Annotated in this window: 12 protein-coding genes; 5 read left to right on the forward strand and 7 right to left on the reverse strand. The window is 46.8% G+C overall.

Annotated features, from left to right (window positions below):
- Window positions 1-94: 94 nt before the first annotated feature.
- Window positions 95-1,588: an arabinosylfuranosidase ArfA gene (gene arfA / locus M1D71_RS13765; RefSeq protein WP_458127240.1), complete on the reverse strand. Its 1,494-nt coding sequence runs from the start codon at window positions 1,586-1,588 to the stop codon at window positions 95-97.
- 225 nt (window positions 1,589-1,813) lie between these two features.
- Between arfA and M1D71_RS13770 the strand changes: the two genes are divergently transcribed.
- Both M1D71_RS13770 and M1D71_RS13775 read left to right on the forward strand, forming a co-directional pair.
- Window positions 1,814-2,740: an ArsR/SmtB family transcription factor gene (locus M1D71_RS13770; protein WP_458126922.1), complete on the forward strand. Its 927-nt coding sequence runs from the start codon at window positions 1,814-1,816 to the stop codon at window positions 2,738-2,740.
- Between the two features lie 175 nt (window positions 2,741-2,915).
- A complete protein-coding gene (locus M1D71_RS13775; RefSeq protein WP_458126923.1) occupies window positions 2,916-3,977 on the forward strand; it encodes a phosphotransferase enzyme family protein in 1,062 nt (353 codons plus the stop codon).
- A gap of 70 nt (window positions 3,978-4,047) precedes the next feature.
- Here M1D71_RS13775 and M1D71_RS13780 read toward each other — a convergent pair whose 3' ends face one another.
- Complete coding sequence (locus tag M1D71_RS13780; RefSeq protein WP_458126924.1) at window positions 4,048-4,899, reverse strand: AraC family transcriptional regulator; 852 nt, start codon at window positions 4,897-4,899, stop codon at window positions 4,048-4,050.
- A gap of 176 nt (window positions 4,900-5,075) precedes the next feature.
- Here M1D71_RS13780 and M1D71_RS13785 point away from each other — a divergent pair, with 176 nt between their 5' ends.
- Entirely contained in the window at window positions 5,076-6,482 is a 1,407-nt protein-coding gene (locus M1D71_RS13785; protein WP_458126925.1) for a family 4 glycosyl hydrolase, read from the forward strand.
- An 82-nt stretch (window positions 6,483-6,564) separates the two neighbouring features.
- Here M1D71_RS13785 and M1D71_RS13790 read toward each other — a convergent pair whose 3' ends face one another.
- Window positions 6,565-6,909 (reverse strand): LysR family transcriptional regulator substrate-binding protein, encoded by a 345-nt coding sequence (locus M1D71_RS13790; protein ID WP_458126926.1) that lies wholly within the window; start codon window positions 6,907-6,909, stop codon window positions 6,565-6,567.
- 349 nt (window positions 6,910-7,258) lie between these two features.
- On the opposite strand from M1D71_RS13790, the gene codB reads away from it, so the two are divergent.
- Together codB and M1D71_RS13800 are read left to right on the forward strand one after the other, a co-directional pair.
- A complete protein-coding gene (gene codB / locus M1D71_RS13795) occupies window positions 7,259-8,536 on the forward strand; it encodes a cytosine permease (RefSeq protein WP_458126927.1) in 1,278 nt (425 codons plus the stop codon).
- Window positions 8,505-9,773, forward strand: a complete 1,269-nt coding sequence (locus M1D71_RS13800; RefSeq protein WP_458126928.1) for a cytosine deaminase — start codon at window positions 8,505-8,507, stop codon at window positions 9,771-9,773. Before codB ends, M1D71_RS13800 begins: the two co-directional genes overlap by 32 nt.
- Before the next feature lie 205 nt (window positions 9,774-9,978).
- Here the strand turns inward: M1D71_RS13800 and M1D71_RS13805 are convergent, their stop codons facing one another.
- Genes M1D71_RS13805 through M1D71_RS13820 form a run of 4 tightly spaced genes read right to left on the reverse strand, consistent with a single transcriptional unit; the run spans window position 9,979 to window position 14,576 of the window.
- Window positions 9,979-10,758: a Cof-type HAD-IIB family hydrolase gene (locus M1D71_RS13805; RefSeq protein ID WP_458126929.1), complete on the reverse strand. Its 780-nt coding sequence runs from the start codon at window positions 10,756-10,758 to the stop codon at window positions 9,979-9,981.
- A gap of 4 nt (window positions 10,759-10,762) precedes the next feature.
- On the reverse strand, window positions 10,763-11,812 hold the full coding sequence (locus M1D71_RS13810) for an ABC transporter ATP-binding protein (protein ID WP_458126930.1): 1,050 nt from the start codon (window positions 11,810-11,812) through the stop codon (window positions 10,763-10,765).
- On the reverse strand, window positions 11,809-13,563 hold the full coding sequence (locus tag M1D71_RS13815) for an ABC transporter permease (protein WP_458126931.1): 1,755 nt from the start codon (window positions 13,561-13,563) through the stop codon (window positions 11,809-11,811). Before M1D71_RS13815 ends, M1D71_RS13810 begins: the two co-directional genes overlap by 4 nt.
- A 17-nt stretch (window positions 13,564-13,580) precedes the next feature.
- Window positions 13,581-14,576: an ABC transporter substrate-binding protein gene (locus tag M1D71_RS13820; protein WP_458127241.1), complete on the reverse strand. Its 996-nt coding sequence runs from the start codon at window positions 14,574-14,576 to the stop codon at window positions 13,581-13,583.
- Window positions 14,577-14,615: the final 39 nt, after the last annotated feature.

Below are 14,615 nucleotides of genomic sequence, written 5' to 3' on the forward strand. Positions count from 1 at the left end.
GGACAGTCCCTTACTATAGTGGTCTTGCGTAGTATTGAAACGCGGTATGACGCCCTTCTTTAACGAAAAAGGTAGTTCAGCTAACTTGCTTTAATTAAGCCTGCTTGGTTTTCAGACGAATCACGTTCCATGACGCTTTGTTCAGGACAGCTTGCACTGTACCCTGATCAACCGTTGTATGTCCGCCGTTGTGCGGAACCACGTTACGCGGGTTCGCTTTGGTATTGATGGCTTTCAGATCGTCGTTCTCCAGTACGATATGCTCAATAAATGTAGTTTCCCCGAATGAACGAAGATCCACATTCAGTTCCATCTGTTCTTCCAGATGTCTGTTGACCGCAAAGATGGTGATCATTCCATTTTCTTCATCATGTACGCTGATGGCTTCAAGGTAAGGCACGTCCGTAAAGTCTTTGGAATCATACTTCGGTGAAGATACGACAGATTGAAGAACAGTACCGCGACCGAAATTGGATGCATGCATGAACGGGAAATAGGTCGTCTGGAACCAGATCGCTCCGTTGTTCTCGGTCATGATCGGCGCAATGACATTGATCAGCTGTGCAAGGCAAGCCATCTTCACACGGTCCGCATGTTTGAGCAGCGTAATCAGGTAACAACCTACTGCGAGAGCATCCTCATGTGTGTACACATCTTCGAATTCTGGTGGTGCAATCTGCCAGCGTTCTTCAGCTCGGCTCGTGCCGATGGAGTTCCAGACGTTCCATTCGTCCAGCGACAGCATCAGTTTCTTTTTGCTGCGTTTCTTGGCTTGTACATAGTCGCAGATCGATGCCACACTGTCGATGAATTGGTCCAGATCCAGCGATGTAGCCAGGAAGTTATATGTGTTGTCTTTATTATTGTTATAGTAAGCATGCAAGGACAGATAATCCACATTTTCATAGGAGAGGTCGAGAACCGTCGCTTCCCAATCTGCAAAAGTGCTCATGCCACGACTGGAGCTACCGCACGCCACGAGTTCAATATTCGGGTCGACCCATTTCATGGCTTTCGCCGTTTCATTCGCAATTCGGCCGTACTCATGCGCGGTCATGGCGCCAATCTGCCAAGGTCCGTCCATTTCATTACCAAGACACCACGTTTTAAATTTATGAGGCTCTTTGTATCCGTGAGAGATCCGCAGATCACTCCAATAGGTGCCCGAAGGATGGTTGCAGTATTCTACCAGGTTCCTAGCCGCGTCAATGCCGCGAGTACCGAGATTGACCGCCATCATGACTTCGGTTCCGACAAGTTTGGCCCAGTCCGCGAATTCGTTGGTCCCGACCGCATTGGTTTCAATGGTCCACCAAGCCAGTTCAAGTCTGCGTTTCCGCTCTGCTACTGGGCCCACACCATCTTCCCAATTGTAACCGGATACGAAATTCCCGCCCGGATAACGGATAATCGGCACATTCAGCGCTTTGATCGCTTCGATGGCGTCCTGGCGGAAACCTTGCTCATTCGCCGTGGGATGACCAGGGTCGTAAATACCGCCATAGACAGCACGTCCCAAATGTTCAACAAAAGAGCCGTACAGCCGTGGATCGACCTCTGCTACCTGAAAATCTTTATCAATAAGCATCTTGGATGTAAGCAAAATGAAAACCTCCATAGAATTAATTTTAGGTGTGTAAGAAATTTTATTTCACGATGAGTTCGCTAAAAAGCAAAATCAACTCATTGATTTGTTATCTAATGTGTATCATAATGCTATTATGTTGAGCAAGTTTATTTTACAGGGTTCGCTAAATAACGAATTCTAAATCAATAATATAATGAATTCTAAAGAGATAGGGAAGTGAAGTTCATGATGCTTGGCACGGATTCCTCATCCTTGATCATATATGAGGCGCTCGCCAGCGAGGCGCGTTTAAATATCGTTCGCTTATTATTGCAAAACAGGGAGATGCATATCAATGCGCTTGCCAAAGAGCTGTATCTGAGCAAAGCTATCGTTAGTACACATGTGAGCAAATTGCAAAAAGCGGGCATCGTAGGCAGCCGCATGAAGCGTGAGAACGGTGGAACGTATAAATACTGCTTTATTCTGCAAGAATTTATGACTATCAATCTCTCCCCTGAACCCTTTGATGCTCCTTACCATGAAGTCTCTATTCCGGTTGGTCAGTATACGGATTACGAAGCTTGGCCCACCTGTGGCATCGCAACAACGACGCAAATGATTGGGCAATATGACACACCAGCCTGCTTCATGGACCCGGATCGGGTCAATGCGGGTATTCTTTGGTTGGCACGAGGTTTTCTGGAATATAAGATTCCCAATTATCTGAATACAGAACAGCATCTCCAGGAAATTGAAATTTCACTTGAACTCAGTTCGGAAGCACCCCAAGTCAATGAAAACTGGCCTTCCGACATCCGCTTTTCCCTTAATGGCAAACACCTGGGAACATGGACAAGCCCAGGGGACTTTGGGGATCGGAAGGGCAAACATACACCACTATGGTGGAAATTGGACGTTAACCAGTATGGTGTACTGAAGGTGCTGCGCATTAACGGAGAAGGGACGTTTATGGATGGCCAGCGTATCTCGGATGTGCGTATCCATGATCTGCAACTGGATTCTTCCACCTACTGGACGTTTGGATTAAGACCGGAAGAAGGGGTGCCGGGTCGGGGCGGGCTTACGCTGTTTGGGAAAGGGTTCGGTAACTACGATCAGGACATTTTGATTCGGTACTATTACGAGACTGCAGCGTTGAAAAGGGAATAGAATAATCTGGAATTTTAGGATAAGATATAACCATCTGAACAAAAAGGAGCGTTTTCAATTGTCTAACAAGGTGAGTATGCTTTAGGTTCACAAAAGGATATTTGCGTTACTGGGATTTCTTTTGTGGACATTGCTGTGCGGGAAACCGTCCCGACAATGTTTACTGGAGGAGATCATGATTAACTTTAACGAAGCTGTTAACATTAGCAATACGCATGTACTGGCACTGGTATCCGAGCTGTTTGACCTGGAGGGTTACAATATTCAGCTTATTCCCCCTCATGAGGGTAGACGTAATGTCGTTTACACTTGTGAGCAAGAGGGGCGAGAATCGCTAATTCTCCGGGTGTCTTTTTTGCCTGACAGAAAGCGAGAAGATTACATTGCTGAACTGGAGTATGTCCGGTATTTATTTGAGCACGGTGCAAGTGTCTCGAATGTAGTTAACTCGAAAAGGGGCCATCTGCTGGAAGAGATCACTTATGATGAGCATACGTTCTTTATCTGTATGTTTGTGAGGGCCAAGGGGAAGTTGCTGGTAGAGAACCATTATCAGTACCGTGAAGGGGTCCCACTTACCGAATACTATTATAATAGCGGTAAAGTCCTGGGGAAAATACACCACATATCGAAAAGTTATACTCCCGTCCATCGCCGGCATCATTTGATTGACAATTACAACGGTAAATATATCGATAACTTGGTACCTGAATCATTCTCTTTGCTCAAGCAGAAGATGGTCGAGCTCCTGAATACCTTACAAGGTTTGGATACAAACCAGGAAACCTTCGGGATGATCCATTTCGATTATAATGACGGGAATTATTCGATCGATTTTGATACAGGACAGATTACCGTGTATGATTTCGATAATTCATGCTTCGGTTGGTATATGTATGATCTGGCTGATCTATGGACGCACGGTATGGGCTGGATACAATTCGAACCCGATGTCAGTAAACGCAGAACGTTCATGGGAGAGTATTTTAAAACCGCACTTGCCGGTTATACTTCCGAGACCCGAATCGCAGATGCGATGTTGGAGAAGCTGCCTTTATTTATTCAAGTCACCCTCTTGGAGAATATTCTAGGTCAATTTGAGGAAAAGCAGCGTGCGGGCGAAGAACCGGAAGCTGACGAAGAACTGTTGTATCTCATTAAATGTCTGGAAGAGGATATACCGTACAAAGGATTTTTCCATGAGATGTATTCCACTGAAGGCAAAACCAAACCCTGAATATCCAATGATTCATCAAGTGTGGAGGCAGCCGGATCGACGGGTTGCCTCTTTGTTTGTCTGCAGCACGCTATTCAAATTTGGAAGGGGGCACGTTGTAAAATTTTTTGAATGCTTTGGAGAACGTAAAGGGATCGGGATAGCCCAGAAATCCGGCAATTTGCTGAATCGTATATCTTTTCTCGTACAGATAGTCTCTGGCCCGGTTCATTTTGATCTGATTGATGTACTGCCCCGGTGTAATACCCAGAATTTTCTTGAACAAAGAAATAAAATATTTCTCTGAGACGCCGGCAATGGCCGCAAGCTCGTTAACTCGGATGGCACGATGGAGATTCGCATCCACGTAGGGAAACACATTCTGAAGAACCTCCAAACTTCCTTCGATTTTCCTCGGTTTTCGGTCTTTCAGAAACACACCATGATACAGGCCTTGCCTGTGTAATTCAAAAATTTTGGCGATGACGAGAAGCAGAGAGGCTTTCAAGTAAAGTGGACTTCCGGAATCACCGCTACTCTGCTTGAACCTTCGATAGGACGAAGTGAATAGCGTTGATTCCTCTTGAATCAGATTGCCAGGTACAATGCCCGGGAGTTGAAACTCGCCGAGAATTCGCTTCTGCTCAGCAATGCTAAAATCAAAGTGCATGTATATGAATCGGCACAACTCTCCTGTCGTGGAAGCAGTGTAGGGCATATCCGGATAAAAAAAAACCACGTCACCCATTTCTGCCCTATGCTCGATTCCATCGATGGTAATCTGCACGGAGCCTGCTGTAATGAACCACAGATCATAATCGGAATGAGACTTATGCTCCGTCCAAGTGCTGTCGTGCGTTTGTTCCAAATAAGAGCTCATGCGAAGTGTGATATACTCCGAAAGTTCATCGATTATACTCATATTCACAGTTCCTGCATGCATCTAATCCAAACCATTCCTCTCCACTTTATGACATCCTTTATATTTTCCTATCATAACAAAGGTTTTTCTACTTGTTAACCATCGTACGATATGACATGTATTGAAAACTATCACACATTCCGATTCCAGCCCACTCACCTATAATGAACTTATATCGTTACGAGGAGGGGTTATTGATGAATGCTACAAGTACACAGCATCCAAAGGTAGTCGTTATTGGGGCGGGCAGCCTGTTTTTTGGTCGTCAGTCCATCTGGCAGATGGTTCACTCCCCATATTTGAATCAGGGAACGTTGGCTTTGGTAGATACGGACGAGGAACGGCTCTCGAAAATGGTAACACTAGCGGAAATGGTCGCCAAGGAGAGCAACGTATCCCTAAAGATTGAGGGCTCGGTGGACAGAAGACAGGTGCTTCCGGGAGCCGACTTCGTTGTGCTCAGCTTTGCGGAACAATCGGTTAAATATCGGGGCATCGACTGCCAGGTTTCTCTAAAGTATGGGATTCGCATGTGTTCCGGCGATACGATTGGCCCAGGCGGAATCTTTCGAGCGATGCGGGAACTGCCGGTTATTATGGATTGCGCCAAAGACATTGAGGAGTTGTGTCCGGATGCGTGGGTGATCAATTATATTAACCCGTCTACCGTTCATGGCATCGCATTACATCGCTATGCTCCGAAGCTTAAATCGTTTGCGCTGTGCGATAGTCATCATATGCCGCATAAGAAAGTCTATTATGCCGTACGAGCCGGAATCATCGAGAGTACTAGCCAGTTCACTGCAGAAATAGACCAGAAATTCGATTTCCGTATCGCTGGCGTTAATCATTTCACTTGGCTGCTCAAAGCCGAGTATGAAGGAAAAAATATGATGCCCACGATCGCAGAAGCCATGCGCAAGTTGGCAGGTGAGGAGAATAACGGCGGCGATCGCGGCGCAAAAGCTCTGTATAACGATGCGATTACCTACGAACTGTATGACATTTTCGGAATCATTCCCACTTGCACCGCCCATACGAAGGAATACGTTCGGTATTGGCAGGGTCTTGGCAAAACTTCGGACGCTATTCCGCCGTTATCAATCTGGGAGACAGAGGACAGGTATCAGCGCCACGATGAGATGTGGCAGCAGGTCGATGACTTCCTTACAGGAAACATCCCGATTTCCGATTACATGAGCACCTTCGGGCCGGATCATGCGACCGATATCATTGAGAATATGGTGGGGAACTTGGGCAAAAAATTCTTCATCAATACGCTCAATCAAGGCGCGGTAACCAATATGAATACCGATTCGTTCCTGGAACTACTCTGCGATGTAGATATGGATGGGGTGAAGCCAATCCATGTAGGCAAGATGCCGCGCGGAATTAGAGGTATGCAAGAACTTGTACTGGATACGCATGAGCTTACGGTCGAAGCTGTTCTGGAACAGAGCTACAAGAAGCTGAGAAGGGCGATGCTCACTGACCCGCTCGTGAGTTCCATCAGTGACGCGGACAAGATCATCCATGAATTGTTGGAACTGGAGCGTAAGATGATTCCGGACGTTTGGTACAAGGACAGACTGCAGTATAGCTAAGAACAGATAACGATAAAAGACTACGTCGGCTCCTTCAAAGGGACTAACGTGGTCTTTGCTTTTTATCATTTATCCAGACTTCCTACTTCACTTTAAACAAGTCAGCATTGTCTTCATAGTACGAAGTGATAAAATCACGAAATTCCCCAACAGCAGGAGATAACCATTTTTGTTTGACCCAGGATAGGCTAATGGGATATATAGCTGAATCATCAGCAATTTTTACATAACGTAACCCCAGTTTTCTACATACGGAGATCGGAAGTAATGCAACACCCTGATTAAGCCTGATAATTTCAAGCAGCGTATGCGAATCGACCTCGAATGCAAGATTTGGCAGGAAGCCTGCTTTTTCACAGAGCATGGTTGTAAACCGGCTGTACTCCTTATTATCCGCAAGTGAAATAAAGGGTTCGCTAGCAACCACACTTAATGAAATGCTTGTCTCTCCGCCATATGGTATAGGAATAAAAAATAGCTTGCTGTATAAGGAATTAATAACCGTTGGATAATAATGACATTGACAACTGCAGGTTTTTCCAAAATAATAGAATGTAATTGAATACTGGTACCTTTAATTCAGTCCAGAGAGGCTGGCAAGGGCAGCGGATTTCATGATCACGCGAGAATCAGGGCATATTCCGTAGTAGGATGCTCTGTGTCTTCGCGCGGGTTATGATGCAAAAAGAGGCTACTTGTCAGTGTATAACTTGACGAGTAGCCTTTTTTTTCTGCTTTTTTTGGTATCAGATACACTTTATGTTGGGGGTATTCTGATGAGCAAACAAGATCAAGAATTTTCATGGCAAGCGGTACCGAAAACACAAAGAAACCAATTTTGGAAGACGTTATCGGTCATGCTCGGTTTCACATTTTTCTCAGCAAGCATGCTGGCAGGAGGGACATTGGGCGTCAGCTTGACGTTCATGGAGTTCATTGGCATTGTACTTGCAGGCAATCTGGTGCTCGGTATCTATACAGGGGCACTGGCACATATCGCTGCCAAAACAGGCCTGTCCACACATTTGCTCGCTAAATATGCGTTCGGTGCGAAAGGGTCGTATCTGCCCTCGTTCCTGTTAGGCTTCACACAGGTCGGATGGTTCGGAGTCGGGGTAGCCATGTTCGCGATTCCGGTCGCCAAAGCCATGGACTGGAACGTGTACCTGCTAATCATCGTGTTCGGACTTGCCATGACAGCATCAGCCATCTTCGGCATGAAGTCACTCGTCATTCTCGGATATATCGCGGTTCCTGCGATTGCGATTCTCGGTGGTTATTCCATGTTCGAAGGTGCAGGTTCGCTAGGCGGTCTTCAAGGATTGCTGGATTACACCCCGACAGAGACCCTTACCACGGCGGCGGCATTGACGATCTGTATCGGATCATTCATTAGCGGTGGAACACTGACGCCCGATTTTGCCCGGTTTTCACGGACATCCAAACAGGCAGTTACCGCAACAGTGATTGCATTCTTCCTGGGGAACTCGCTCATGTTTCTCTTCGGTGCAGTTGGTGCGATGGCCTATAACCTGGCCGATATCTCGGAGGTCATGTTCCTGCAAGGGTTAATGATCCCGGCAATTATTGTTCTGGGCCTGAATATCTGGACGACGAATGATAATGCACTGTACGCATCGGGTCTTGGTTTTGCCAACATCACCAAAATTTCGAAGAAATTCTTCGTCATCGTAAACGGCATCGTCGGTACCGTATTCGCTATGTGGATGTACAACAATTTCGTCAGTTTCCTGAACGTACTGGGCGCGGCGGTACCATCCATCGGGGCTATTATTATCGCAGATTACTTCATTGTGAAACGTAGAAATTATAAGCCATTTGCCGAGATGTCTTTCAAAAATGTAAACTGGGTAGCGATGGTGGCTTGGGCCATCGGCGTGGCATTCGCCCAACTGGCTCCTGGCGTAACACCATTGAACGCACTGCTTGGTACAGCAGTAGCCTATATTGTCTTGATGCTGATTGTTCCTGCGAAAGAATCCAAAGAAATGGGGGAAATAAATGATTATACAGAACGCAAAATTGCGGGGTAAAGAAGGACTATGGAATATCGTAGTGAAGGACGGGAAGTTCGACCGAATCACACAAACGCTGGAAGTGATTGGAAATGAGGAAGTCCTGGATGTTAACGGATCGCTTGTGCTTCCACCATTTATCGAACCTCATATTCATCTCGATACAACGCTCACGGCAGGCGAACCGGAATGGAATCTAAGCGGAACGCTGTTCGAAGGCATCCAGCGCTGGTCAGAGCGCAAGGCTTTCTTGACACATGAGGATGTCAAAACACGCTCCAAAACAGCACTGAAGTGGCAAATGGCACAAGGCATCCAGCATGTACGGACACATGTGGACGTTACCGATCCGAGCTTGATTGCCGTTAAAGCGATGCTTGAAGTAAAAGAAGAAATGGCTCCATATATCGACATTCAGCTTGTTGCTTTCCCACAGGAAGGCATTCACTCTTATCCAAACGGTGCAGAATTGCTGGAAGAGTCCCTGAAGATGGGCGTTGACGTGGTCGGCGGCATTCCACACTTCGAATTCACGCGGGAATACGGCGTTGATTCAATGAAAGTTGCGTTTGATCTGGCTGAAAAATACGACCGTCTGATCGACATCCATTGTGATGAAATCGATGACGAACAATCCCGTTTTGTTGAAGTCGTTGCCAAGGAAGCTTACGAACGCGGACTTGGTTCACGCACAACGGCAAGTCACACGACAGCGATGGGGTCCTATAATGACGCTTATACGTACAAATTGTTCCGTTTGCTGAAGATGGCTGATTTGAACTTTGTCTCCAATCCGCTGGTTAACATTCACCTGCAGGGACGCTTCGATACGTATCCGAAAAGAAGAGGGTTGACGCGTGTCAAAGAGTTGCAGGAAGCCGGTCTGAATGTATGCTTCGGACACGATGACATCTTCGATCCGTGGTACCCGCTCGGTACAGGCAACATGCTTCAGGTGCTGCATATGGGGATTCATGCTTCGCAGTTGCTTGGCTATGATCAGATCGTGAATTCAATTGACCTTATTACAAAAAACAGTGCAAGAACGTTACACATCGAGGATGTATACGGTATTGAAGAGGGTAAGCCTGCCAACTTTATCGTTCTTGAAGCAGAGAATGAATATGAGGCCGTACGCAAACAATCCGGAGTACTGTATTCCTACAGAGGCGGTCGTAAAATCGCGGAATCCAAGCCGCGGGACACGTCCATCATCTTTGAGGGTGGTTCAGAGAAGGTTACTTTCAATAAATAATGAAGAAGAACTAATCCCATTAAAAGTCGCTATTTAAGCGGCTTTTTTTGCTTTTTCACCTTTTATACTGCCTGGCCTATACGATGTATTTTATAAGGAACATGAAAGGTATCAACAGACAAATTGAAAAACCTCCCTATGTTTATAGAGGAGGTCTTTGTGTACTCATATTTTTGCCACAGAGAGTAGAGTACTGCTTGTTTTTTTACAACAATCCAGCCCATTTCAGACCATGCCAGATCCCATCCTGCTCTGCACTTGCTGTAACATGAGATGCCAGTAGTTGAAGTGAATGCGGGGCGTTGCCCATGGCAATGCTGCAGCCTGCATAACGGAACATCTCCAGATCATTGAAGTTATCGCCAAAAGCATACACCTGTTCAGAGGAGAATCCCAAGCGGTCTGCGAGTCGGGAAACCCCTTCGGCTTTGGAGCCTCCGGCAGGTAGAACGTCCATGGACAACGGATGCCAGCGTACAAAGTGGAGATCACGAAACCTTTCACGGTATACCGGTTCCTCTTCTGAGGAGCAGAATAACATCGTCTGATAGATCAACCTATTCGTACAGAAGCCCTCGGTGTAACCAGGATGCGTAACACCAAGCGACGTTAGACAAAGGTCTACATGTGGATGATATTCCTGACTGCAGCTCATCTGTGAATGATCCAGATAAACGAGAGGATGTCCCGACAACTCAGCGAATGCAGACAATTGCTCCAAAGCTTCCGAACAGATGGGATTACTGTGAATAAGTTCTCCTTGATGCATCACATATTGTCCATTGAAACTAACATAAGACTCCAGCTCCAGTTCAAGCCGCACTTGTTCCAACATGAACGGAGATCGTCCTGAAGCTAAAGCGACCACATGTCCGGCTTCCTTTAACGCCAGAACGGCTTGCTTGGCGGAAGCGGGAATTCGATTATGGCGGTCCAGCAACGTACCATCAATGTCAAAGAAAATCAGTTTCGGGGTTGGAGTCACAACGTCACACTCCTTCACCGCCGACGGAAGAAAGACTCAGACTTACTTGTTCATTCAGGGCGAAAGGAAGAGGAGAGATGACTTCCCAACGTTTGGTATCACTGCGAATATCATAGTGGAATTCTTTCCCTTGAAACTGAACATTGGCGATCTCGCCCAATATTCCAGCTTCAGTACAAGGTTGTAAATGAAACTCATCGGGCCTAACGGGATACAACCCGTTGGATTTAAAATAGTTTGCAACATGCTTGCCAGGCCAAGCAATATTCGTACTGTCTTCAGGGATGAACATGTCTGTATCCCATTGACCCTTGACCAAATTGGATTTCGATACAAACCTCGCCACGAATTCGGTCTCTGGCCGCAAATAAATCTCCTGTGGCGTTCCAGCCTGTTCAATCCGACCATCCTTCATCACGATAATTCGGTCAGCCATGGCAAGGGCTTCGCCCTGATCATGCGTAACATAAACTACGGCTGATTTCGTATTCCGATGAACTTGTTGAATCTCTCGCCGCATATCCATACGAAGCATGGCATCGAGACTGCTGAGAGGTTCATCCATCAGCAGCAATGAGGGCTGGGGAGCGATGGCGCGTGCAATAGCGACGCGTTGTTTTTGTCCCCCAGATAACTCATGCGGCATACGTTCAGCCAGATGGGACAGCCCCGACATATTCAGGACTTCCTGAATGCGGTTCTGCTCGTTATTTTTAATATGAGCAGGTGTTGATTTATGTGTTCGGATGGGAAAACGGACATGTTCGGATACATTCATATGCGGCCATAGTGCGAAGGACTGGAACACCATGCCAATTCTGCGTTTCTCCGGAGGTAGCAATGTCCCTGAACCTGCAACTACCTTGCCGTCCATCAAAACATTACCGCTGCTTGGCTGCTCAAATCCGGCAAGAATGCGCAGCAATGTGGTTTTTCCACAGCCTGACGGTCCAAGGATCGCCACGAATTCGCCATCCTTAATCGTTAAATCAATGGAATGAAGTGCCTGGTAACTTCCGAAGGATTTGCTGACCTGTTGAATCTGGATACTCATGACTTCACTCCCTTACGAGTTGCCCAGCGTTGAGCGATGAGCAAAATCACTCCGCCTGCCGCAATAAGTGCGACAATCAGACTGGACAATGCAGTTGAATAGAGGGTATCTCCTGCCTGTTCAAAACTAAATATGGTAACACCAATGGTCTGTGAACCTGATGAATATAACAATGCCGATACAGTAAGCTCGGTCAGGGCAGTCAGGAAGACCAACATGCCTCCGGTCAGAATACCCGGCAGCAATAAGGGCAGCAGAACAGCAGTCCACTTACGCCAGAAGCCTGCTCCGGAGATCCGTGCAGCTTCTTCCATCGATGCATCCAACTGCATGAATGAAGTGACACTTGAACGAATCTGAAGAATAAGGAAGCGGCAGATGTAGGCAATAAACAAAATGGTCATGGTGCCGTAGATGCCAGGGTTCCAACCGGGAACCGGCTCCATCCATACCAGAATCATGGACAGAGCGAACACAATGCCCGGTAGTGTATAGGGAACAGCAGTGGCCAGTTCGGCCATTTTATTGAATTGATTAGGCTTGCGAACTCGTATATAAGCAAATCCTGAACCAATAATCAGACAAGCCAGCATCGTGACAAGAGAGAGGACCAGACTGTTCTGGATCGCCTGCCATACACGCTCATTCTCGAAAAGAATATATCTATAATTGTCAAGGGTCATATTGGCACGAGTCAGGCCGAGACCGTACGCTCTTTTTAAAGACATCGAGATCATTGAAGACAATGGGATAATTGTAATCAGTGCGAGACCTGCCCATATGGCGAAGGTTAGTGGCTTGCGCATGCGACCCAAATTATACCTTGGGGTAAGATCAGGTTGCATCGTATCCGAAGCATGACTTTTACGTAAAAGAATCCATTGCAAGAGACTTCCGACTACCGCAGCAGCACCGAGTAGTACAGATAACGATGCACCACGGGCAAATGCCGAAGGCCCGAATCCAATAATCTCTTCATATATAAGTGTACTGAGAACGGAAATATTCACAGGTGTGCCAAGGAAGGCAGGTATTCCGAAATTGTCCAGCGAAGCCAGGAAAACCAGCAATCCGCCAGCCGTTAGACCCGGAAGAGCAAGCGGCAATGTAATACGACGGAAGACCTCGATCCTGCTGGCACCACCGGCTCTGGCCGCCCACTCCAGATCACGCGGGATTTTGCGGAGTACATCCAAAGTGAACATATACACCAACGGAAAATGATGAATACCCATCACAAACACGATGCCGCCCATACTGTACATGCTCCAAGGAGCCAGATCGGGATGAATCCATTGCAGCAGATGTGCGAACCAGCTCTGTGACCCGGTAAATGAAGACCAGGACAACGTGAGAACATAAGAGGGAAGAATAAAACAAAGCATGATCCCCAGATGAAGGGCGGATTTGTGTCGTATATTCGTATAGGCGACGACCCAGGCAAGTGCAGTTCCAATCACGAGCGAGAACACAGTTGAACCGATGACGATATATACGGTATTACGCAAAGTGGACCAGAAACGCTCCTGCTGAAGCAATTCGTTATAATGTGATAACGTTAACCCTTGCTCACCCTGAAAGCTGAGAAGAACCAGCTTCAGGATGGGGTATACAAAGAATAATAGAACAGCTATAGCACCCAACAGGGCGATCAATCGATTCCAACGAAACAGGCCGGGGAGGGAGAAAACGGACTTGCGCCCGTTAGCTTGTCCCCTAAGAATGATCATGTTTCTCTTCAATTTCTCCATTCGGACAGCTCCAATCCTTACTCGCCAAACACATTAATGAATTGCTGTTTATCTGTTTCACGATCCGATGCAAGTTTGGCCGCATCGCCAGGCAAAATCTTCATTTCCGATACACCTTTCAGTCCTTCAGGTGGAGCAACGCCTTCACGAATAGGGGAGTAACCGATCTCGGCAGACAACTTCTGACCCTCTTCAGAGAGAATGAAATCTACAAAGGCTTGAGCAGCCGGTACGTTGGCGGCTTCTTTCATAATCCCGATCGGTTCTGTAATGATGGGAACACCTTCTTCTGGATAGATCAGTTCAACTGGAGAACCTTTCGCTTTTTCACGGGCTACGAGGTAATCCACAACGACGCCATATGATTTTTCACCGCTGGCTACAGCCTTCATAACAGCACCGTTTCCTTTAATTACGGCCATGCCATTCATCTTGGTTTCCTGAAGAAAATCCCATCCAAATCCGTCTGTTCGACTAAACACACCGATGTTGTATGCTGCTGCACCAGAGTATAGAGGACTCGGCATAATACTTGCGTCCTTACTCCCCGGCAGAGTCAGCTCTTGCCAAGATGTCGGTTGAGTAGTGACTTTTTGGGTGTTGGTAGCGAGCACCGTTGCCATAACCTTCGTACCGGCGTACATACCGTCCGGATCAACCAGATCTGTCGGGATTTCGCTTAGCTCTGGGGACTTGTACGATTGTAGAAGATCATCTTTTTTCAGATTTTCAAAGGTAACTGCATCGGCCAGCAGGAGTACATCCGCCTGTGTTTTACCCGCTTGGCGCTCTGCCTGAAGCTTGGCAGTGACTTCTTCGGTTCCGGAACGGAAGATGCTGACTTGAACATCAGGATATTTATCGTTAAAAGCCTTTACCAGTTTGCCTGCATCTTCTTCAGGCTGGGATGTATAGAAGGAAAGTTTACCTGACATTGTGCTTGAAGCTGCGCCTGAACTATCTTGATCTGACGTGGCTTGTCCCTGTGCAGAACAACCGCTGAATACAATCATGCCTGCCAGAAGGGGCAGTAGTAACGACTTTTTGAATGG

Source organism: Paenibacillus sp. Z3-2 (genome assembly GCF_054161325.1).